The organism is Streptomyces sp. NBC_01197, from assembly GCF_036010505.1.
Classification (GTDB): Bacteria; Actinomycetota; Actinomycetes; order Streptomycetales; family Streptomycetaceae; genus Streptomyces.
In genome coordinates, this window is record NZ_CP108569.1 from 4,296,359 (window position 1) to 4,317,472 (window position 21,114).

20 protein-coding genes are annotated in these 21,114 nt (G+C 68.9%); 10 read left to right on the plus strand and 10 right to left on the minus strand.

The annotated features are described in order from the left end of the window. The first annotated feature begins 293 nt into the window (after positions 1-293). Together OG452_RS19725 and OG452_RS19730 are read left to right on the plus strand one after the other, a co-directional pair. Positions 294-971 carry a glycosyltransferase gene (locus OG452_RS19725; RefSeq protein WP_327296892.1) on the plus strand — a complete coding sequence of 226 codons (678 nt, stop codon included), beginning with the start codon at positions 294-296 and terminating at the stop codon, positions 969-971. Between the two features lie 134 nt (positions 972-1,105). After that, positions 1,106-1,636, plus strand: a complete 531-nt coding sequence (locus OG452_RS19730; RefSeq protein ID WP_327296893.1) for an NUDIX domain-containing protein — start codon at positions 1,106-1,108, stop codon at positions 1,634-1,636. Here the strand turns inward: OG452_RS19730 and OG452_RS19735 are convergent. Together OG452_RS19735 and OG452_RS19740 are read right to left on the minus strand one after the other, a co-directional pair. Further along, entirely contained in the window at positions 1,606-2,265 is a 660-nt protein-coding gene (locus tag OG452_RS19735) for a hypothetical protein (protein WP_327296894.1), read from the minus strand. The genes OG452_RS19730 and OG452_RS19735 overlap by 31 nt on opposite strands. A gap of 256 nt (positions 2,266-2,521) precedes the next feature. Continuing rightward, entirely contained in the window at positions 2,522-2,764 is a 243-nt protein-coding gene (locus OG452_RS19740; protein WP_327296895.1) for a hypothetical protein, read from the minus strand. Positions 2,765-3,542: 778 nt separating this feature from the next. Between OG452_RS19740 and OG452_RS19745 the strand changes: the two genes are divergently transcribed. Together OG452_RS19745 and OG452_RS19750 are read left to right on the plus strand one after the other, a co-directional pair. Continuing rightward, positions 3,543-4,091: an isochorismatase family protein gene (locus OG452_RS19745; protein ID WP_327296896.1), complete on the plus strand. Its 549-nt coding sequence runs from the start codon at positions 3,543-3,545 to the stop codon at positions 4,089-4,091. Between the two features lie 127 nt (positions 4,092-4,218). Next, a complete protein-coding gene (locus OG452_RS19750; RefSeq protein WP_327299699.1) occupies positions 4,219-5,184 on the plus strand; it encodes an aldo/keto reductase in 966 nt (321 codons plus the stop codon). Between the two features lie 54 nt (positions 5,185-5,238). Here the strand turns inward: OG452_RS19750 and OG452_RS19755 are convergent, their stop codons facing one another. After that, entirely contained in the window at positions 5,239-5,988 is a 750-nt protein-coding gene (locus OG452_RS19755) for an SDR family oxidoreductase (RefSeq protein ID WP_327296897.1), read from the minus strand. Positions 5,989-6,133: 145 nt separating this feature from the next. Between OG452_RS19755 and OG452_RS19760 the strand changes: the two genes are divergently transcribed. Continuing rightward, a complete protein-coding gene (locus OG452_RS19760; protein WP_327296898.1) occupies positions 6,134-6,733 on the plus strand; it encodes a TetR/AcrR family transcriptional regulator in 600 nt (199 codons plus the stop codon). Between the two features lie 180 nt (positions 6,734-6,913). On the opposite strand, the gene OG452_RS19765 is transcribed toward OG452_RS19760, so the two are convergent. Then, complete coding sequence (locus OG452_RS19765; protein WP_327296899.1) at positions 6,914-8,668, minus strand: ankyrin repeat domain-containing protein; 1,755 nt, start codon at positions 8,666-8,668, stop codon at positions 6,914-6,916. A 235-nt stretch (positions 8,669-8,903) separates the two neighbouring features. Further along, positions 8,904-10,187, minus strand: a complete 1,284-nt coding sequence (locus tag OG452_RS19770; protein WP_327296900.1) for a hypothetical protein — start codon at positions 10,185-10,187, stop codon at positions 8,904-8,906. Between the two features lie 478 nt (positions 10,188-10,665). Between OG452_RS19770 and gyrB the strand changes: the two genes are divergently transcribed. Continuing rightward, the gene (gene gyrB / locus OG452_RS19775; RefSeq protein ID WP_327299700.1) at positions 10,666-12,690 is read left to right on the plus strand and encodes a DNA topoisomerase (ATP-hydrolyzing) subunit B; all 2,025 of its coding nucleotides are present in this window, start codon (positions 10,666-10,668) and stop codon (positions 12,688-12,690) included. 6 nt (positions 12,691-12,696) lie between these two features. Here the strand turns inward: gyrB and OG452_RS19780 are convergent, their stop codons facing one another. Then, entirely contained in the window at positions 12,697-13,371 is a 675-nt protein-coding gene (locus OG452_RS19780; RefSeq protein ID WP_327296901.1) for a GDSL-type esterase/lipase family protein, read from the minus strand. Between the two features lie 44 nt (positions 13,372-13,415). On the opposite strand from OG452_RS19780, the gene OG452_RS19785 reads away from it, so the two are divergent. Next, the gene (locus OG452_RS19785) at positions 13,416-14,417 is read left to right on the plus strand and encodes a WD40 repeat domain-containing protein (RefSeq protein WP_327296902.1); all 1,002 of its coding nucleotides are present in this window, start codon (positions 13,416-13,418) and stop codon (positions 14,415-14,417) included. Between the two features lie 36 nt (positions 14,418-14,453). Here the strand turns inward: OG452_RS19785 and OG452_RS19790 are convergent, their stop codons facing one another. The 3 genes from OG452_RS19790 to OG452_RS19800 all read right to left on the minus strand — a co-directional run bounded on the left by OG452_RS19790 (position 14,454) and on the right by OG452_RS19800 (position 16,805). Next, a complete protein-coding gene (locus tag OG452_RS19790) occupies positions 14,454-15,074 on the minus strand; it encodes a Uma2 family endonuclease (protein WP_327296903.1) in 621 nt (206 codons plus the stop codon). A 124-nt stretch (positions 15,075-15,198) separates the two neighbouring features. Then, positions 15,199-16,107: a pentapeptide repeat-containing protein gene (locus tag OG452_RS19795; RefSeq protein ID WP_327296904.1), complete on the minus strand. Its 909-nt coding sequence runs from the start codon at positions 16,105-16,107 to the stop codon at positions 15,199-15,201. Between the two features lie 251 nt (positions 16,108-16,358). After that, positions 16,359-16,805 (minus strand): DUF1772 domain-containing protein, encoded by a 447-nt coding sequence (locus tag OG452_RS19800; protein ID WP_327296905.1) that lies wholly within the window; start codon positions 16,803-16,805, stop codon positions 16,359-16,361. Between the two features lie 91 nt (positions 16,806-16,896). On the opposite strand from OG452_RS19800, the gene OG452_RS19805 reads away from it, so the two are divergent. The 3 genes from OG452_RS19805 (at position 16,897) to OG452_RS19815 (ending at position 19,891) form a co-directional block, all read left to right on the plus strand. Continuing rightward, positions 16,897-17,481, plus strand: coding sequence for a TetR/AcrR family transcriptional regulator (locus OG452_RS19805; protein WP_327296906.1), 585 nt, complete (start codon positions 16,897-16,899; stop codon positions 17,479-17,481). A 305-nt stretch (positions 17,482-17,786) separates the two neighbouring features. Continuing rightward, complete coding sequence (locus tag OG452_RS19810) at positions 17,787-19,277, plus strand: MFS transporter (protein WP_327296907.1); 1,491 nt, start codon at positions 17,787-17,789, stop codon at positions 19,275-19,277. Positions 19,278-19,306: 29 nt separating this feature from the next. Beyond that, positions 19,307-19,891, plus strand: coding sequence for a TetR/AcrR family transcriptional regulator (locus OG452_RS19815; RefSeq protein ID WP_327296908.1), 585 nt, complete (start codon positions 19,307-19,309; stop codon positions 19,889-19,891). A gap of 97 nt (positions 19,892-19,988) precedes the next feature. Here OG452_RS19815 and serC read toward each other — a convergent pair whose 3' ends face one another. Next, entirely contained in the window at positions 19,989-21,107 is a 1,119-nt protein-coding gene (gene serC / locus OG452_RS19820; RefSeq protein ID WP_327296909.1) for a phosphoserine transaminase, read from the minus strand. Positions 21,108-21,114 lie beyond the last annotated feature (7 nt).

The window sequence follows — 21,114 nt, forward strand, 5'->3', positions numbered from 1 at the left end:
ACGGGACTACGTCTTCACCTCGCTCGGCAAAGGCAACCATGCAGCCGTGGACGTGCTCCTGGACCGCTTGAAGGCCCTGACCCCGCAACCGGCCTACCTGGACGACCTCCAGAAGCAGGTCGAGGCGCTCCGTCCCGGCGACGGCCCCGAGTTCCCGTCCCAGGTCCATTTCATCTGGATCGGCGGAGCCATCCCCCCCGGCCGCGCTCAACATCCTCGCGTGGGCCGCCCGGGCCACCAACACGGGCCGGACCATCAACCTGCGGACGGACCACAACTCGAACCTGGGCACCATGAACCAGGCGAGGATCCGGACCACGAGGGGCCCGCAGCGGAGGTTCATCGAGGACGCCGTCGACCCCCGCCTCGCCGACGCCTACAACAAGGCGACCACCGGTAAGCAGAAGGCGTATCCGTTCGCTTCCGACATCGCCAGGTACAGCATCCTCAAGAAGCACGGCGGGGTGTACGCCGATGTGGTCCTGGGCTCCGGGACGGCCAACCTCAAGGGGAACACGCCCAAGCTCGCGGAGAAGGACGTCCCCGTGCTCGGCCCGCTCATCCGCGACAAGCAGAGCCTGAACGCGACGCTGGACCAGGCGGGTGCCGAGCGGGCGACCGGTAAGCCGACCGCTGCTCAGGTCCGCGCCTCGGTGACTCATCTGCTGGAAACCGGAGGCTACGGAAACCACTTCATCGGCGCACAGAAGAATTCCGCCGTCATGGAGAAGATGATTGCGAAGATCGCCGCGAAGATCGAGGGGATGGGCGCCGACGAACTGCACATGGCCGGCCCGGTGGCGTCCGGGCCGTTCCCGCTCCTCCAGGTAGTGGAAGAGCACTTGCGGGACGAGTTCGGCATCGAGGGCGGTCTCAACAGGGGCGAGTACGGCAAGTTCCAGGGCCAGGGAGCCCACTTCCACGACAACATGGAGTGGCTGACCGCGGAGAGCGAGAACCAGAACTACTGACGGGCCGGCCGGCAGCCCGGCCGGCGTCGTCGGAATCACCTCCCCTCCCGACGTCCCCTCAGGTGCCGGGGTCGTGAGGTCGGGGTGTTCGGTCGCGCGCGTGGCGACGGACAGCCCTCTGCCATCGTGGCGCCATGGGTGAACTGGTCGAGCGGGTCGGCGAACAGGACCGGGTACTGGCCGTCGTCGACCGGGCGGAGGCGATTCGGGAGGGGTGGCTGCACCGCGTCGCGACGATCGTGCGCCGGGACAGCGACGGCCGGATCCTCGTACACCGCCGTCCCGGCCACGCCTCGCGCTTCCCCGGGCAGCTCAACTGGATGCTCGGTGGTGCCGTCGGTGTGGGTGAGTCCTACGAAGCAGCCGCAGCCCGCGAGTTGGCGGAGGAGCTGGGGGTCCGGGCCGCCCCGCGCCTCATGCTCAAGTTCCTGTGCTCCGGCGTGATCAGCCCGTACTGGCTCGGTCTGCACGAGGCTGTCGTCACGACCCCGGCCCGGCCCGACGCGCGTGAAGTCGCCGGGCACCACTGGGTGACCGAGCCCGAACTAGCGAACCTGGTACGCCGCGAGGACTTCGTCCCGGATGCCCGCGAGGCGTACGACCGCCACCGTGCCGCGGGCGCCACTCCGCCGCTTCACGACGGTGTTTGGGGGTGGAGTGTCTGAGTGCCGCTGTTGTCGTCGAAGTCGCTCATGTACCACTTCTCGTTGATCTTGACGGCCTTCATCTTGGGCTTGAAGGACTTCGGGTCAACGCCGTGCGAGCGGGACAGCATGATCGCCCGCAGGGGCTTTCCATCAACGATGATCTTGGAAGCCGGGACGACCGCCTTGTCGCCCTTGGGGGTGGGTCCGTTGACCTTCACTGTCGGCTTGCCGGTGGCGTTCTGCGGCGTGAACGCCTTGCTCATGGAAGGCAGGCCGACGGCCATCTGCTGCGTCGTCGACGCGTTGCATGTCTGGGGGGTCGTGGCCTTCGCCGGAGACGAGCCGTTGCCCGGCTCGGCGGAGAGCAGACATACCCGCTCCGCGTCTTTCTCGATGACCGCGGTGACCCAGGCGCCGACTACGGAGGACGGAGTGGAATGGTCGTCCGCCTGGGTGCTGGAGCCGCCGTCCGACGATGTACCGGAGTTACCCGACGCGCTGGTTGAGGGGGAGGGGCTGTTGTTGTCGTGCGAGGCGGAAGAGGAGTGCGAGCCGCCCTGGCACGCAGCCAGGAACGGCGCCGCCGCCAGCAGGGTGGCCGCCGCGGCCCAGCCCATGACCTTCTTGCCGGACTCTGGTTGTGCCATGACTTTCTACTTCCTTTTCCTTACGCGTGCAATGTCCTATTCGGCCCATTGCTCCTTCGGGGGCTATCACGCGGCCGGGAGCAGAACGATTGCGCAAAACGCTAGTCGTCCGGAGTGCTCTAAAACGAGTTCGAGGTGTTCGAGGTGATCTCCTCACCTTCCCCGGCATCGCCACTCATCGGTTACCGAAGCCTCACTTCCCCGGGCGGGCGCGCGCTGCCGGGGAAGCCGGAAAGGCCGTCCCGCTGGGAGGGGATCAGTTGGCGTAGTACGGGGTCAGCTCGTACGTCTTGCCGCCCTGGTTCAACATGCAGGCGAAGCCGACGATCCTTCCCTGCTTCTGCAAAGCGTTGCCCCAGTTCGTGCAGTCCTGGAGGTTCCCGTTCCCCTTGATGTCCGCGCCCTGCCGCGGCGTCGCCTGAGCCACGCCGGCGGCGACGCCGGAGAACGCCAGGATGCTGGCGCCGACAACTGCGGCCGTCTTCAAGGTCTTGTGCATTGTTCGCTCCCTTTCGCCTGAGAGCACGTACGCCGCAAGGCGCACGGCCGCTGGGTGGGGTCGGATGCGGGCGACCCCACGATTCGCCGTACGGTCCCGAGCCGCGATGTCATGGGCCGGGGAGGTACGACGCAGGTGTACGCCTCGCACCCGGTGCAGCCGCGTTGTCGCGACCGCACAGAGCCGGTGCGCTCCGGGGGTTTCCCCGGGGCATTTGCATTTGATCACACCAGCAACTGCTGCCCCAAGGGCCGCAAAGTCCTGTGACACACCCCTGACAATCTCCGGAAGGGCGTGTCGTCGCCCGGACCGGACGCTGTCCATGCTGTCGGCCCCGCCCCACCTCCGAGCGGGCGGCCTCCGAGGGCGCAGTCTCCGGCCGCCGGTGAGCCGGAGCACCGGGAAGCAGCTCGCGGAAGCTGCGGCCGAGTGGCTGCGGCGGGGTGTGTCGGAGGGGGAGTTGCGCACCGCGCTGACAGCGGGGCTGCGTTCGGCCGGCATCCGCTCGGCGGTCGGCTTCCTGCGGCACCGGCTGGCGGCGGAACTTCCCGCTGAGGCCGATCCCGTAACCGCGCCGGGGGAGAGGGCCGGGGCGGCCGGGCCGGTCGTGTGCCGGGGCCCGGTGACCAGCTTGTCTGCTGGCCGGTGGCGAGTGAACCGCACTGCCGCCGTTGCCGGGCCGGGGGTGCGAGCCGGGCGGCGGAACAGGCGGTACCGGTCACGCCCTGGCGTACGCGGGCGGCGGCGGTGAACGGCTGAGCCCCGTTACCGTGTGGCCATGCCTCCAGCCTCCGTCCTCCTCGTCATCGACATGCAGAACGCCACTGTGGCGATCGCGCACCGGGCAGCCGAGACCGTCAAGGTGATCGCCGGGCTTCGTGAACGGGCCCTGGCGGCGGGTGTCCCGGTCGTGATGATCCAGGACCAGGGCGGGGGGATGGATCCCGGCACCGATGGATGGCAGATCGCGCCCGAACTCGCCCCGGACAGCGACGGGTTGGTGGTCCACAAGGCCAGCCCGGACAGCTTCCTCGGCACGGGGCTCGACGCGGCCCTCAAAGCGGTGGGTGCTACCGAGGTGGTGGTCACCGGGTTCGCGACCGAGATGTGTGTGGACACCACGGCGCGGCAGGCACTGAGCCACGGGTATGACGTGGTGCTGGTCGCTGACGGCCACACCACCTCCGTACGGCCCGATTCCGGGGCGTACGCCTCGCCGGACCGGTCGATCGCGCACCACAACGAGATCTTCCGGAACATCCGGTTCCCGGGTCGGCGCGTACGGGTGCTGCCTGCGGCCGAAGTGGAGTTCAGCTCGGCTCCGTAACCCGCATCCCGTAACCCGGTCGCTGGAGCGATGGGGGTGGCGGACCGCCGTGCGGGAAAACCGGCTGCGGCCGCCCGCCAAGTCGCCTACCGTCAGGGAGATTTCCGCCGAGACGTTGGGGATGATGGTGCGATACCGCACAGTGGGACGCAGTGGACTGTCCGTGTCCGAGATCGGTTACGGCGCCTGGGGCATCGGTGAGAGCAGTTGGGTGGGGGCCACGGAGGACGAGTCCGTCCGGGCTCTGCACCGGGCCATCGACCTCGGTGTGAACTTCATCGACACCGCCCGCCTTTACGGCGAGAGTGAGCGGATCGTCGGCCGTGTCGTCCGGGAGCGGGCCGGTGACGAGGTGCGCGTCGCGACCAAGGTGCCGCCCATGAACCGGGTCTGGCCGGCGCCCTTCGGTCTTGACCCGGCGGAGGTGTTTCCGGGTGCGCACATCCGTAAGACCCTGGAGACCAGTCTGCGGGCCGGCGGGCTGGACCACTTCGATGTGCTGCAGTTCCACGTGTGGAGCGACGACTGGGTCGGCCGGGGCGACTGGCTGGAGACGATCACCGCGCTGAAACAGGAGGGGAAGATCGGCCTGTTCGGCGTCTCCGTCAACGACCACGAGCCGGACAACGCGCTCGCGCTCGTACGCAGCGGGGCCGTGGACAGCGTGCAGGTCATCTACAACATCTTCGACCAGTCGCCCGCCGACGCGCTGCTGCCCGCCTGTGAGGAGCACGGCGTCGGGGTCATCGTGCGGGTGGCGCTGGACGAGGGCGGCCTCACCGGCCGTATCACCGCGGACAGCACGTTCCCGGAGGGCGACTGGCGGCACCGGTACTTCCGCGACGACCGCCCGGCGCAGGTCGAACGGCGGGTGGCGGCGATCGTCGCCGACCTCGGTATCGCGCCGGACGAGATCGCGGAGACCGCGCTGCGTTTCGTACTGAGTTCGCCGGCGGTCTCCACTGTCATCCCCGGGATGCGGACCGTACGCAATGTGGAGCGCAACACGGCGCTGAGCGACGGCCGGGTGCTCACCGCGGAGCAGCTCGCCGTACTGGCGAAGCACCGGTGGCAGCGGAACTTCTACGACTGATGTGTGACTGGTGTGTGGCGCGCCTGACGCCCGCCGGGAATTGCGGGACAGCCCTTAGTACGCGAGCTCTCCGATGCCGCCATCGACGCGCAGCACGGTGCCGGCGGTGTAGGCGGACTCGTCCGAGGCGAGGTAGACAGCTGCCTTCGCTATCTCGGTGGCGGTCCCTATGCGGTGGAGGGGCACGGTCCGCCGAAGTTCCTCGTAGACGGCGGCTTGACGCTCGGGACCAAGCTGCTGGAGCGCGTTGGTGGCAGTCGGCCCCGGACTCAGTCCGTTGACACGGATACCCCGGTCCTTCAACTCGTAGGTCAGCCCGCGGGTATAGGACAGCAGGCCGGCTTTGGCGGCACCGTAGACCGTCGCATGCTCGTGCCCGACGAAAGCGGAAACCGAACCGACGAGAATGATCGATGTTTTTCGCGAGAAGAGCGGTAACAGGGCTTTGATCAGGAAGAACGGCGATTTGAGATTGGTTGCGAGGAGCCTGTCGAAGTCTTCCTCGGTCCATTCCTCGATCGGAAGGTGGGTGACGTCGGCGGCATTGCTCATCAGGATGTCGAGCTTCGGCCACTCCGCCTGCAGCCGGGCGGCGAGAGCTTCCTGAGCTGGTGTGTCGCCGGCATCGCTGACGATGGGCAGCAGCGGGCCCTCCAGTTGTCGGGCGACCTCATCCAGTCTTTCCTGTGATCGGCCGGTGATGGCGACAGACGCTCCCTCGGCGAGGAACTCACGGGCCGCCTCAAGGCCGATGCCGCTCGTCCCGCCTGTGATCAGTGCGTGCTTTCCCGCAAGACGACCCATGAACTTGTTCCCCTCACTGGGCGCCAGAAGGCGCGTGGTTTGCCCACACCGCAAGGCCATGACTTCCGTGCGGGCGTTCCAGAAATAACGGGATCGAAGCTAAGACTTCTTGAACGCCCTGTCAAGAAGTCGTAGAGTCGGACAGGTGGCACGGACCGGACGACCTCGCGAGTTCAACAAGGACCAGGCGCTGAGGCGCGCACTTGAGCTGTTCTGGTCCCGGGGCTACGGGGCGACATCGATCCAAGACCTGGTCGACACGCTGGCCGTCGAACGCGGCAGCCTCTACGGGACGTTCGGGGACAAGCGCCGCTTCTATCTCGACGCCGTCAGGCTCTACTGGGATGTGTACGAGCAACGCCTGATCCCGGCACTCGACACCGACCCGCTCCTGCCGGCGCTTCGCGAGATCCTGACCCACCCGGCACGCCTGGACGAAATGATCTCCGAGGTGGGCGCACCGCACGGCTGCCTGGTCGGCAACACCACCGCGGAACTCGTACCCCACGACAGCGAAGCCACGGAACTCGTCGCCCGCTCATATCGCCGGTTCGCCGACATCGTCACCGACGCACTCCGCCGCGCACAGGCCACCGGGGAAGTCACTGACAACGCCCGCCCCGAGGCCCAAGCCCAGCTACTGCTCTACATCGTCCAAGGCCTCTCGCTCGTATCGCGGGCAGGCCTCGACAGCACCGCGGCCCTGGCCGCGATCGACACCGCGATCGACGCATTGCGGGCGTGACCGAAACGGCACCCGGCGATGCGGCATGGGGGGCTGGGACTGGGACTGGGACGGGGACCGGGGCCGGGACTGTGCCGAAGTGGCTGTCTGAGGCGGGTGAGGAGCGCGTCGAGCGCCTTGGGCAGATGCGCCACGCGGCTCCCACCCCCTCGCCCCAGCCAAAGCGGCCGACTTGTCAGATCAGCGCTGCAGCCGCTCGGGCAGCGCCACCCAGCGGCGCGGGGCGGCCCGGTCCACTGCTTCCCGGCCGTCGCTGATCCTCAGGCCGGCCGCATCACAGGCGTACGCAAGGGCGTTGGCGCCGAAGGGGAACGGGTGCTCGGTCTGCCAGAAACGGAAGTTCCAGTACGCGGCCGGGTCCGACTCCTGCGGGTAGAGGCCGATCTCCCCGTATGCGACGGTCTCGCCGTCCCGGGCCAGGGTGCCGAACGTCCCGCCCTTGGGGTTGAAATACACGCCGTAGGCGGAGGTGCCCGCCGATATCGCTTCCAGTACGGCGTCGTCACTCGGCATGTACCCGTCCTGTGTGATCACGCATCCGCCGGGGTCACCGTCCACCCTCGTCACGCCCACATGGCGGAGGCACGCTTCGTAGTCCTCCTCGCCGAAGGGCGCCTCGTCGAGGACCGCTCTGGGGCACTGCGCGGGGTCGGCACCGAGCCGCCGGATCAGTTCGTCCTCGCTCAGGCCACGTACGAAGGCGATACCGAGCCCGTCGGTCCACAAGGGCTGCTCGCCGAAAGCCGTGATGAGCGCGTCCGCCGCCTGCATGGCGGCGGCCTCGTCGGCGGGCAGCTCCACCGCACCCGGCAGTTCCGCGACGAGCGGTGCGAGCGGTGTGGTCAGCAACAACCGGCCCGGTGACCAGGGACCCGACTGAGGCGTCCACGCATCCGCCCCGGCGTCGATCAGCGCACGGACACTGCCCTCGTCCACGCTCCGGGCGGCGTACCACAACGGTGTGTGCCCGTCCTGGTCACGTACGTCGGTCTCCACCTCGTACGCCAGGAGCGCCGCAACCGCATCCGCCGCCCCCGCCTCGGCCACCCTGTGCAGCGGCGTGGTCCCGAGCGGCCGGGCCTCGGTGCCGGGCGGCGCACCTCCCTCCAACCGGGCCCGGACCAGGGCCGTATCCGCCCAGTCCCGGTATCCCATGCCCTCCCAGTCGGCTCTCGGTGCGTAGCGCTGCCGGGCCTCCTCCTCTCGACGCGCCGTCTCCAGCTGGGAGTCCGTCAGGGGTGGCGCCAGGAACGACGGCGGTCCGCCCATCTCCACGTGCATGAACGTACCCGTCCGCTCCGCCGGCTCCAGTGGCTCAAGCCCCGGCCAGACCTCAAGCACCCGCTCCGACGCAGCGTGGAGCGACCCCACTTCGACCGGGCTGCGGGTCTCGGCGATCCCCTCGTCCGGCCACTCGACAACCAACTGCGTCTCCCCTGGAGGTGGGAGCTCCGCCAGGTAGAGGTCGACATCAGTCTTGAACAGGGAGCGGTGAGACTGGTGCAGGCCCGGATCGAGCGGGACCATCCCGACTGCTTGCGGCTGCACCGCACTTACCGGCTCCCCTCGCGGCCCCGTGAACGAGGTGCGCCGCTGCGTCATACCGTCCAGCGAAGTCAGCCGACGGCCGTCGGAGAGCAGCAGACCCACGCGGAGCCCGGACTGACGCGGCGAGTCGGCCTTCTGCAGACGCACCTTGCGGAACACCGCCAGGTGCAAGGTGACCGACCGTGGCCACACCGACCATCCCGTCAGGAGCACCCGGACATCCGGACCGCCGCCGACCACGGCGAGGTGCGGCAGCACCACGGGCGCGAACCGGTCGACGGGCGGCGTGTGCCGACCGTCGTCCTCCCCCGGCGGCCCTAACCGGATCAGCACGGGTCGCTCGCCGGCCGGCTCTTCCGGCACCACCAGATCATCGAAGAATCCCATGCCCTGAGCGTGACATGAGGGTCTGACAACGCCCCGGAATCTCCGCGCGGACCAGTCAATGCGGACCGGTCGACGCGGACCGGTCGACGCGGACCAGTCAACTCGGACCGGCCACCGCGGGCCGGTGGACGCAGACCGGGTCAACTCCACTCGGAGGCCGTCAACTCCACTCGGAGACCACCGACTCTCCTCGCAGCCCGCCAACTCGCTTCACGGACCGCCGACCGCCGACCGCTCAGGAATCCTGCAGTCCACGGAACGACTCGTACCAGACGGTGGTCCGCCCGACCCTTCCGTTTTCCTCCCTGACCGTGCGGTTCGCGTACGGGGGGTTGAGGATCCACGGCATCTTGTCGGCGCCCCAGCCCGTCTGCATGGATTCGATCTGCACCGCCCCGTAGGTGGCCACCGCGAGCTTCCCGGTCTCCCGGAACATCTGTACCTGCTGCGTCAGATAGTCCTTGTTGGATACGAACCAGGGACTCATCGTGAGGAAGTCGTCCCACCGTTCCTGGGGGAAGGGCTTCTTGATCGCGTTGCCGATCACCTGCCACACGCGAGTGTTCGGGGGTACCCGGTACTTCTGTGCGTAGGCCGCCGGAATCGGGTCGCCCATGTGTTTCTGCCAGAGCAGCACCAGGGAGAACTCCGTGGCGAGGAACTTCTTCCCCTTGTCCAGGCGGGAGACGACGTACTGGACGTACTGGCCGGCCGCCTGCAGGGAGTCGACGTGCGGATGCATGTCGAGACCTTCGATCTCCGGCTTCCTGTTGACGAAGGCGACCCACCGTTCAGTGGCCTGTGTGCGCTCTTCCTTCCGGTCGAGGTGGTTGAGCGCCCCCATGTACAGGCGGGTCCTGCAGCCCTGCGGGAATTTTCTCTTGCGGTAGGCGATGACGTGTTCGGCGATGTACTCGTAGAACACATTGAGCCGCGAGTCGCGCTCGTCCTTCATCGTCTCGAGGAAGGGCTCGTTGCCGATGGTGAGGATGTCCGTCTTCCCCATCACAGCGTCCAGTACCCGGTCCACGCGCTTCAGTTGCGCCGCCATCTCCGCGCTGCCCGCCTCGGGCAATGGCCGCGCGGGGGTGCGGAACTGGAACTTCATCGAGAGGATCGTCCGGAAGCCGTTCCCGCTCGCGTCGAGCAGCTTGGCGACCGCCCGTTGCTGGGTCGCGGCGAGCGTGTCGAGATCGTCCGTCATCGGGACGAAGCCGCGTACCCACTTCGCCGAAAGGGCCGTCATCTCCGCGAAGTCCAGGTCGGACGGGTCCTCGTTGAAGTTCAACCCGAGCGCACCGTTCGGCGCCTCGCCGGTGGGTGCGCTGCTGCTCGTCGGGCCCGGCTGCTTACTCGCTTTCCCGCCCGAGTGCTTACTCGTGGCACTGCACGCCGCTGTGAGAAGGGCCGCGCCGGACACTCCCAGCAGCCGGCGGCGCGAGGTCGGCCTCGCGGTGGAGGGCGTACCGGTGGAGGGCGTACCGGACGCGTCCGGCCGTGCGGACGACTCGTACCGCATTGCTGTTCTCCGATTCTGGTTGGTCCGTACACGATCAACGTAGTTGACCGGGACCAGGGCTCGGATCCGGCCCCTCCTGGCCGACCGAGGCCAGGGCGCACGGCAGGGTGCGGCGCGCTCGAAAAAGTCTCTGTAGCCCTTCACGCCCTGATGGCAACAAGCCCCCTGTGCGGTCCTCTCGCAGATTTACTCGGGTTCGACGCAGGGGGGATTGCCCTTCGGGGTTATCGGGCTCCATGGGGCCACGTGAGGGCCTTCTCGCCCCAGCTTCGGGCAGGATCTTCGGTATCTTGACGGGTGGCTCGGTGCCTTACGGGTGCCGGGACCCACAGGCCGTGGAGGTCTTCTTCGGCCTGCCCCCAGACCGTTCGGCCCGTTCTTCCGTCCAGCGACCCGCCCCCGCTTCCGCACTGTCGTGCAGGAGCGGCGGGTTGCCGTGCCCGAAAAGAGACCATCTGTGAACAGTTCAGGCGCCCAGATCACCACCGGTGCTCATGGCCCGGAGCGGAACGGCCATGCCGGGTCCGCTGCGTACGACGCCGGCGCGATCACCGTCCTGGACGGTCTCGACGCGGTACGCAAGCGGCCCGGTATGTACATCGGATCGACGGGCGAGCGCGGCCTGCACCACCTGGTGCAGGAGATCGTGGACAACTCCGTCGACGAGGCACTGGCCGGGGTGGCCGACCGGATCGACGCTACGATCCTGGCCGACGGCGGCGTGCGGGTGGTCGACAACGGGCGCGGCATTCCGGTGGGGATGCACCCGGTTGAGAAGAAGCCGGCTGTCGAGGTTGTCCTGACGGTGCTGCACGCGGGCGGGAAGTTCGGGGGCGGCGGGTATGCGGTCTCCGGCGGTCTGCACGGAGTGGGCCTGTCGGTGGTGAACGCGCTGTCGAGCCGGTTGTCGGCGGAGATCTGGACCGACGGCCACCGGTGGAGCCAGGACTACGAGGACGGGGCACCCACTGCGCCGCTTGCCTGCCACGAGGCCACTTCGAGGACGGGCACGTCGCTGACGTTCTGGGCGAACGGCGGGATCTTCGAGACCACTGAGTACTCCTTCGAAACGTTGGCCAGGCGTTTCCAGGAGATGGCCTTCCTCAACCGTGGGCTCACCCTGACCCTGACCGATGAGCGCCCGTCCGCCCGCGCGACGGCCGCAGCGGATGATGCCGGTTCGGACGCCGCCGGGGAGGAGGCGGCGAAGACGGTCTCCTACCGGTACGGCGGAGGCATCATCGACTACGTCGCCCATCTCAACAGACGCAAGGGCGAGCCGGTTCACCCCTCCGTCATCTCCATCGCCGCCGAGGACACCGAGGGGCTGGTGTCGGTGGAGGTCGCGCTGCAGTGGAACGGCCAGTTCGCCGACAGCGTGTACTCGTACGCCAACGCCATCCACACCCATGAGGGCGGCACCCACGAAGAGGGCTTCCGCATGGCGCTGACCACGGTCGTCAACCGTTACGCGCGCGAGCGGAAGCTGTTGCGGGAGAAGGACGGCAACCTCAGCGGTGAGGACATCCGCGAGGGTCTGACCGCCATCATCTCCGTCAAGCTGGGCGAGCCGCAGTTCGAAGGCCAGACCAAGACCAAGCTGGGCAACACCGAAGCCAGGACGTTCGTGCAGAAGGTCGTGCACGAGCACCTCACGGACTGGTTCGGCCGTAACCCCGTCGAGGCGGTCGGCATCGTCCGCAAGGCCATCCAGGCGGCAACCGCCCGGGTCGCGGCACGCAGGGCCCGCGACCTGACCCGCCGCAAGGGCCTGCTGGAGTCGGCGGCTCTGCCGGGCAAGCTCTCGGACTGCCAGTCCAAGGACCCGGCGAAGAGCGAGATCTTCATTGTCGAGGGCGACTCCGCCGGCGGTTCGGCCAAGTCCGGCCGTAACCCCGAGTTCCAGGCGATCCTCCCGATCCGGGGGAAGATCCTCAATGTCGAGAAGGCCCGCATCGACAAGATTCTGCACAACCAGGAGATCCAGGCACTCATCTCCGCCTTCGGTACCGGGGTCCATGAGGACTTCGGCATCGAGAAACTCCGCTACCACAAGATCATCATGATGGCGGACGCCGACGTCGACGGCCAGCACATCAACACCCTGCTGCTGACCTTCCTGTTCCGCTTCATGCGGCCACTGATCGAGCACGGGCATGTCTACCTCTCCCGGCCCCCGCTCTACAAGATCAAGTGGGGCCGGGACCACGTTCAGTACGCCTACTCCGACCGTGAACGCGACCTGCTCCTCGACCGCGGCCGACAGGACGGACACCGGGTCAAGGACGACTCCATCCAGCGGTTCAAGGGGCTGGGTGAGATGAACGCCGAGGAACTGCGCGTCACCACCATGGACATCGACCACCGCGTCCTGGGCCAAGTCACCCTCGACGACGCGGCCGTGGCCGACGACCTCTTCTCCGTCCTGATGGGTGAGGACGTCGAAGCCCGTCGCCACTTCATCCAGCGCAATGCCAAGGACGTCCGCTTCCTCGACATCTGACACTTCTCAGCTGCTACGAAAGGGGGACGAGGGTGACGGCCCGCCGATCCCCCACCCCTGGTGCAGAGCGTCCGCGAAGGCGCCCGCCAGTTTCCGTTCGCCGCTCTCGTTCGGGTGCGTGCCGTCGTACGTATCCGTGTGGATGTCGTACGTCTCCGGCCGCGAGGCCAGCAGGAGCGGTGAGCGTGGTTCGTCCAGGTCCGCGAGCGTCTTCGCCAGCAGTACGTTGAAGTGGGCGACCTGCGCCGCGAACGGCGCGTCCGTCTCGGCGCGGATGTTCGGGATCACCGGGAGGAGCACCGCGCGGATGTGCGGGTTCGCCTCGCGCGCCTCGGTCAGGAAGCGGTGGGCGTGGAGCGCGGTCTGTTCGGCGTCCGTGTAGAAGCCGAGGTCTATCAGGCCGAGGGAGACGAGCAGCAGGTCTGCCCGGTGTGCGGTCACCGTCTCGCGGATCACCGGGGCCATGTGCTGCCAGCCCTCGCCCCAGCCCGACAGATGGCGGCGGGCCCCGGCGGGGAAAGCGGGGTCCGCGTACGCCGTGCTCGACTCGTACAGCCCGGTGCGCGGCCCGACGATCTCGCAGCTGTCGCCCAGGTGCTGCCACATGCGGTAGCGCCAGGTGTAGTCGCCGGCCCGGCCTATGGTCATCGAGTCGCCGACGAACATCATCCTCAGACGCATCCCGTCATCATCGCCGATGGCACGGGGGTGGCAGTCTTGGGGGCATGCGTTCGCTTCAGTACGTCGCCGGGGCTGCGGCCACCGTCCTGTTCGCCCTCGTCCCGGCCGGGCCGGCGGTGGCGGACGACGGCGGCTTCACGATCAAGGATCCCCGGATCACGGAGTCCAGCGGCCTGGCCGCGAGCCGCCTCCACCCCGGTATCTACTGGACCCACAACGACAGTGGCGACGGCCCGTACATCTACGCGGTGGACTCGAACACCGGGCAGACCGTTGCCCGGGTCACGATGCGCGGTGTCGGAGCGCCGCGCGATGTGGAGGCGATCTCGATCGGGCCCGACGGTGACATCTACGTCGGGGACATCGGCGACAACCTGGACGGGAGCTGGGACCACGTCTGGATCTACCGCTTTCCCGAGCCGAAGCAGCTGAAGAAGGAAGAGACGGTCCACGCCACGCAGTTCACCGTCAAGTACGCCGACGGGCCGCGCAACGCGGAGGCGCTGATGGTCCACCCGAAGACGGGCCGCGTCTACATCGCGTCGAAGAACCAGACCAAGGGCGGGCTCTATGTGGGGCCCACGAAGCTGTCGGCGTCGAAGACCAACGTATTCCGGCGGATCGACGACGTGCCGTGGGTGACCGACGGCGCGTTCTCCCCGGACGGCAAGCAGCTGACACTGCGGGGCTACCTGGGCGCGGAGTCGTACGACTGGAAGCCCGGAGGTGGACTCGGCGCCGAACACCAACTGGGCGTGCCGTTCCAGGGCCAGGCCGAGTCGGTGACCTACACGCTGGACGGATCGGCGCTGATGATGGGCTCCGAGGGGGCGCAGAGCCGGGTGCTGCGCTTCCCGGTGGCGAAGCCGAAGGGGGCGGGCGGGGGGGCCAAGTCGTCCACTGGGAGCGGGGGTTCATCCGATGCGGGGCGTGGCGGGGCCGGTGGCTCCGAGGGGTCGCCGACGGCGTGGGGCGTGGGTGTGTTCGCTGTGCTGTTCTTGCTGTTCATGGGGGTGAAGCGGCTGTTCGGCAGGCGGCGGAGGTGAGGTTCGTTCTCGCCGCGCCCAGCGGTGCGGGCGGGATCAGTCCTTGGTGCGGACGATTGCCCCGGCCTGAAGGACCGCGGCGACATCGAGGGTGACGTCACCGCCGATCGAGGCAGGGAGCGGGGCTTGCTGGCCCGCGGCGAAGATCTGGTGACTGGCGTAGTCACTGCCGACCGGCTCGGTGAGGACGTGGACGCGGTGGTGCTTGCGGTTCACGATCACGTAGACGGGGATGTCGGCCTCGGCATATACGGACACCTTGGCGCGCAGGTCCTGGTTGTAGTTGCTCGACGTGACTTCCAGGACGAGGCGGAAGACCACGGGGTCGTAGCAGTTGTGCGCGATGACATGCGCGTCGATGTCCGCGTCCACCACCACAAGATCGGGGATGACGAAGTCTTCCGAGCCGGTCGGCAGCCACACCCCCACACCCTGGAGCACTTCGGTCTCCCCGTCGTCCAGCTCAGCTGCGATGAACGGGCGCATGATCTTGGTGAGTGCGCGCGCGTGCGGGGCGTCCGGGGGCGGGGTCACGGTGAGGATGCCTCCGATGATCTCAACGCGGTAGCCGGGCAGCTGCTCCATGAGGAGGTCGGCCTCTTCGAGCAGGGTCGGCGGCTCGCCGTCACAGGGGTGCTCGACTGCTGCGGCAGACATGAGGGCCTCCTGGTGGCTGGTGTCGAGAACATCATGGTAGGCCGGGCCGGGCTGCTGGGCGGGCTTGCGAAACGGTCGCCCGGACGGGTGAAGCAAGGAGCACGGGGTTGCCGGGAGGCCGTCTCTACGCGCCCCAATGGTCAGGTCTGGTCAGTGACCGGGGGAGTCTGGTCGTCGCGTCGCCTTTTGCCGCGTTCAGCTGGGGCTGGGTGAGGAAGAAGCAGCCGGTGAGGTCCGCGCCGGTGAGGTCGGCGTCGCGCAGGTCGGCGCCGATGAGGTCGGCCAGGCGGAGGTCGGCGCTCGTCAGGTCGGCGGCTATCAGACAGGCCCCGCGCAGTGTGGCGCCGTGCAGGTCCGCGCCTCGGAGGCGGGCGCCCATGAGGTCCGCGCCGCGTAGGTTCTTCTTCGTCGCCTGGATCTTCTTCGAGCGGTTCTTCCTTGCCTGGTCGTTCTTCGGCTGGTTCGTCTTCGGCCGGGTCGTCTTCGGACTGTCCGCCCGGTACGCCGTCGCGCGGACCAGGTCGCTGGTGCGGAGCAGCAGCTCGTTGACCTTCTGGTGGTGGGCGCCGACGTCCAGGGCGGCCAGTTCGTCCGGGCCGAGCAGCGTGAGTGCCTCGGTGGCTTCGAGGAGGTCCCGGAGGCCGGGATGGACCGGGGCGGCCGGAGCGAGGGTGAGCGCCTCCGTCAGGTACCAGAGCAGTTCGTGGAGCCGGCGCACGACGGGGAACGTGTCGAACATCCGCTGTGCGGTCTCCGGCGCCTGCCGCCAGTCCCGGCCGACGAAGGTGACCTGCGAGACCTGCTGGCCCGCGCCGAAGCAGTCGTACACGGTGCAGCCCGGGAACCCCTTGTCGCGCAGCTGGGTGTGAATGCCGCACCGGAAGTCCGACTGGAGGTTGGTGCAGGGCCTGCCTGCGCTTTTACTGACCGCGAAGTCGGCGGACGCGGTGAAGGGGAGAGCGACGCAGCACAGCCCGAAGCAGTTCGCGCAGTCGCCTCGCAGGCGCGGGCGCAGCGGTATGTCGTCGGGCACGGGGAGGGAGCCTCCGGGGTGGCTGGGTGGGGCTGTGCGGGCGCAGGTGGGCGATTCATTTTATGCGGTGCGGGTGGGGGCCGATGTCGAGCCGGCTCAGGTTGCGGAGTCGCTGCCCACCACGCACCCGGCTGGGTCGGCCCCCGAGGGGCCGGCCGCCCTGATCGGCAGCATCCAGCGCACTTCGGGGGCACGGTCGAGCGGCTGCGGCTGCGGCTGCGGCTGACGGCCGGGCGGGTGAGCCCGCGGGCTCAGGTGAGGGCGGTGACCAGCAGGGCGAAGGCGCCGATGAGGACGGCGACGCGGACGTAGTGCCAGCGGAGCCAGCGGTTCATCTGCTCCTTCCAGTCCTCGGGCCGGTTCTCGGGGGTCCACGTCTTGTTCCGGTTGTTGATCGGGACGAGCAGCAGGAGCGACATGATCACGCTGAGGATCAGGAGTCCGGCGGCGGTGACGACGAGGCCGGTGCCGTGGTGGTTCCATCCGGCGACGGCCCAGACCGCGGCGAGGACGAGCGAGCCGATGTACCAGACCGGCATGACGGCGCCGAGCATCCGGCCGCCGTGAGCGTGGCCGAGTTGGCCGCTGTCCTCGGGGAGTGCGTTGAGGATCGGATTGAGGACGAAGGCGACGGAGAACTCCACCCCCACCATCACGCCCACGACCACGGTGGTGACGACCTCAAGTGTGTCGAGCATCTGTTGTCCCCCTGGAATCTAGTGTTGCTAGCTGTTGAGGCAACGCTAGTACTGCTGCTGCTCTCTTGTCTAGCGGTGCTAGGATCGAATCATGTCGGTACAGGAACGCAAGCAGCGCGAACGGGCGGAGCGCGAGCGACTCATCGTGGCGACAGCCCGCGAACTCGCTGAGCAGCAGGGCTGGGACGCGGTGACCACCCGTCGGCTCGCCGAGCGCATCGAGTACAGCCAGCCCGTCCTCTACAGCCACTTCCGAGGCAAGCGCGAGATCATCGGTGCCGTCGCCCTCGACGGCGCTGCGGAGTTGGCCGCGGCGGTGCGCGCCGCGGCCTCCACTGCGAACACTCCGCGCGAGCGGGTCGCGGCCCTCGCCCGCGGCTACCTCGACTTCGCCGAGCGCAACCCGGCGGTCTACGACGCCCTGTTCCAGCTCGACGGCGGCCTGGCGTACGCACAGGAGGACACCCCCGCACCTCTCAAGGATGCCTTCGCCGCCCTGCTGGAGTGCCTCGGTGAGGTCGCCGGGGAGGATGTTCACCCGGGGCTGTTCACCGAGGTGTTCTGGGCGTCCCTGCACGGGATCGCGACCCTGACCCGGGCGGGACGGCTGCTGCCGGAGGACACCGAGCAGAGGGTGGAGCTGCTGGTGGGCCGCCTCGCCCTGCTCTCGGCCTGACGAACGGACCGGTGAACGGACCGATGAACGGCTCGGTGAACGGCTCGGTGAACGGCTCGGTGAACGGACCGATGAATAGCCCGAGCGCTCTCCCTGCCGCTGGTTCCGCCGCTGCTCCGCCGGTCATGCGCACGGCGCGGCTCGATCTGCTGCCGACCCCGCGACTGGGTGTGCCCGTCAGGCGCTGATCTCGCAGAGGGCTTCCCATCGGGGGTGCACAGACGTTTACCCTAGGGGTGAACGCCTGTGCACCCCCCGACGTCGCGCAGGGGTCCCACGCCACAGCGCGAGCCCGAAGGAGCGCCATGCCCCCGGCCATACCCCGACCCGAAGCACCCGCAGGCGCACCCGCCGAAGCCGACCAGGCTCCCCACCCCCGCATGTTCGTCGGTGTCCTCGCCTTCTGCGGTGTCGTCGTCGCCGTCATGCAGACCCTCGTCGTGCCGCTGCTGCCGCACGTGCCCGCGCTCACCGGGTCCACCCCCGCCGCCGCCAGCTGGCTGGTCACCGTCACGCTCCTGACCGGGGCCGTCTGTACGCCCGTGCTGGGGCGGGTCGGGGACATGTACGGGAAGCGACGGGTGCTCGTCGCCGCGCTCGGGGTACTGGTCGTCGGGTCCGTGCTCTGCGCGGTCAGCTCCGACATCGGGGTACTGATCGCCGGGCGCGCGCTCCAGGGGGCCGCGCTCGCCGTCGTACCGCTGGGGATCAGCATCATGCGGGACGAACTGCCGCCCGCCAGGGTGCTGTCGTCCGTCGCCCTGATGAGTTCCACGCTGGGGATCGGCGCGGCCGTCGGGCTGCCCATCGCCGCGCTCGTGGTCGAGCACTACGACTGGCACACCATGTTCTGGGCCTCGGGCGCGCTCGGCGTGCTGGACATCGTGCTGGTGCTGGCCTTCGTCCCGGAGTCCTCGCTGCGTACGCGTGGCCGGTTCGACGTGCTGGGCACACTCGGGCTCAGCGGGGCGCTGGTCTGTCTGCTGCTCGCCACCACCCAGGGCGGCGAGTGGGGCTGGGGCTCCGCCCGGGTCGTCGGGCTGTTCGCCGGCGCGGTCGTGATCGGGCTCGTCTGGGGCCGCTACGAGCTGCGCGTCTCCTCACCCATGGTCGACCTGCGGGTCTCGGCCCGGCCCGCGGTGCTGTTCGCCAACCTCGCCGCGCTGCTCATCGGCTTCGCCTTCTACGCCAACTCCCTCTCCACCGCCCAGATGGTGCAGGAACCGAAGAGCACCGGATACGGTCTCGGCGCCTCGATCGTGGTGGGCGGCCTCTGCGTGCTGCCCGGCGGGCTCGCCATGGTCGCGCTCTCCCCGGTCTCGGCACGGATCTCCGCCCGGTACGGCCCCAAGGTCACGCTCGCGCTCGCCTCGGGCGTCCTGGCCGTCGGTTACGTGGTGCGCTTCTTCACCAGCCACAGCCTCTGGCTGATCATCGTGGGCGCCACCGTGGTGGCCTCCGGTACCGCCCTCGCGTACTCCGCGCTGCCCTCGCTGGTGATGCGCGCGGTCCCGGTGAGCGAGACCGGCGCGGCCAACGGGCTCAACACTCTGATGCGCTCGGTCGGGCAGGCTTTCTGCTCCGCCGTGGTCGCCGCCGTACTGGCCAACGTCACCTTCCGGGTCGGCGGCCGCACCGCGCCCACCCTGCACGCGTATCTGCTGGTCTTCCTGATCGCGGCGGGCGCCTCACTCGCCGCGCTGGTCGTCACGCTGTGCATCCCGGGCAGGTCGGCGGTCGCGGCCGGTAGCGTCGGAGAGCGGGGTTCGCTGGTGCCTGTCCGGGAGGATGCATGACCGTTGGCGGTACGGATGCGGGTACGGGGATGGGTGCAGGCACAGGCACAGGCACAGGCACGGGTACGGGTGCCGACGCGGGGACCAGCGGGCGCGATGCCATCCTGCTCGCCGCCCGGCGCGCGTTCACCCGGCGCCCGTACGCCGAGGTGACCATGCGGGGGATCGCCGCCGACGCGGGCGTGAGCGCCTCACTGATCGTGAAGCGGTTCGGCACGAAGGAGGAGCTGTTCAACACGGTCACCGACTTCGGTCCGGCCGCCGACGAGCTGTTCGACGCACCCCTCGGCTCGCTCGGCCGGCACATGGTGGTCGCGCTGGTACGGAGCCGGCGCGCCCAGCAGGCCGACCCGCTGCTGCGCGTCGTGTTCTCCCTCGGCAACGCGGACGAGCGCTCCCTGATCAATGAGCGCTTCCGCGACCAGGTCACCTCCCGGCTGGCCGCCCGCCTCACCGGCGATGAGCGCGAACTGCGCGCGGAGCTGATCGCCGGGCAGCTGCTGGGGATCGGCGCGGCGCTCAGCCTGCACCGGCCCGGCGCCGGTGAACTGGCCACGCCCGAGCGGCTGGCCGACCTCTGCGGGCCCTCGCTCCAGCGGTTGATCGACGCCTGAGACACACCTGCGCACAGGAAGGGCCCGTACGCCGGGGTGCCGGCGCACGGGCCCTTCCTGGTGTTGTACGGCGTAACTGCTGGGACTGCTGGTAACGCTAGAGTTGCTCGATCACGTAGTCGATGCAGGCCGTCAGCGCCTCGATGTCCTTCGGGTCGATCGCCGGGAACATCGCCACCCGCAGCTGATTGCGGCCCAGCTTGCGGTACGGCTCGGTGTCCACGATGCCGTTGGCGCGCAGCGCCTTCGCGATCGCGGTCGCGTCGATCTCGTCCGCGAAGTCGATCGTGCCGATGACCTGCGAGCGCTTACCGGGGTCGGTGACGAACGGGGTCGCGTACTTGGACTGCTCGGCCCAGCCGTACAGGGTGCGCGCGGACGCCGCCGTGCGGCTGACCGTCCAGTCCAGGCCGCCCTGGGTGTTCATCCAGGTCAGCTGCTCGTTCAGGAGGAACAGCGTGGCGAGGGCCGGGGTGTTGTACGTCTGGTTCTTGAGCGAGTTGTCGATCGCCGTCGGCAGGCTGAAGAACTCCGGGATGTGCCGGCCCGACGCGTGGACGCGCGCCGCGCGCTCCAGCGCCGCCGGGGAGAACACGCCGATCCACAGGCCGCCGTCGGAGGCGAAGGACTTCTGCGGGGCGAAGTAGTAGACGTCGGTCTCGGTGATGTCGACCGGCAGGCCGCCCGCGCCCGATGTGGCGTCGACCAGGACGAGGGAGCCCTCGTCGGCGCCGGTGACGCGCTTGATCGGCGCCGCGACACCTGTCGACGTCTCGTTGTGCGTCAGCGCGTACACGTCGACGCCCGCCTCGGCCCTCGGGTCCGGGTGGGTGCCCGGGTCGGAGGCGATCACGGTCGGCTCGGCCAGCCACGGGGCCAGCTTCGAGGCCTTCGCGAACTTGGACGAGAACTCACCGAAGTTGAGGTGCTGCGACTTGGACTCGATGAGTCCGTGGGTCGCGATGTCCCAGAAGGCGGTGGACCCGCCGTTGCCCAGGATCACCTCGTAGCCCTCGGGGAGCTGGAAGAGGTCGCGTACGCCTGAGCGCACCGCGCCGACCAGGTTCTTCACCGGGGCTTGGCGATGGGAGGTGCCCATCAGGGAAGTACCGGTCGCGGCGAGGGCGTCCAGCGCCTCCGTACGCACCTTGGAGGGGCCCGCGCCGAAACGGCCGTCGGCGGGCTTGATGTCAGCGGGAATCCGGATCTCAGCCACGGGCCGG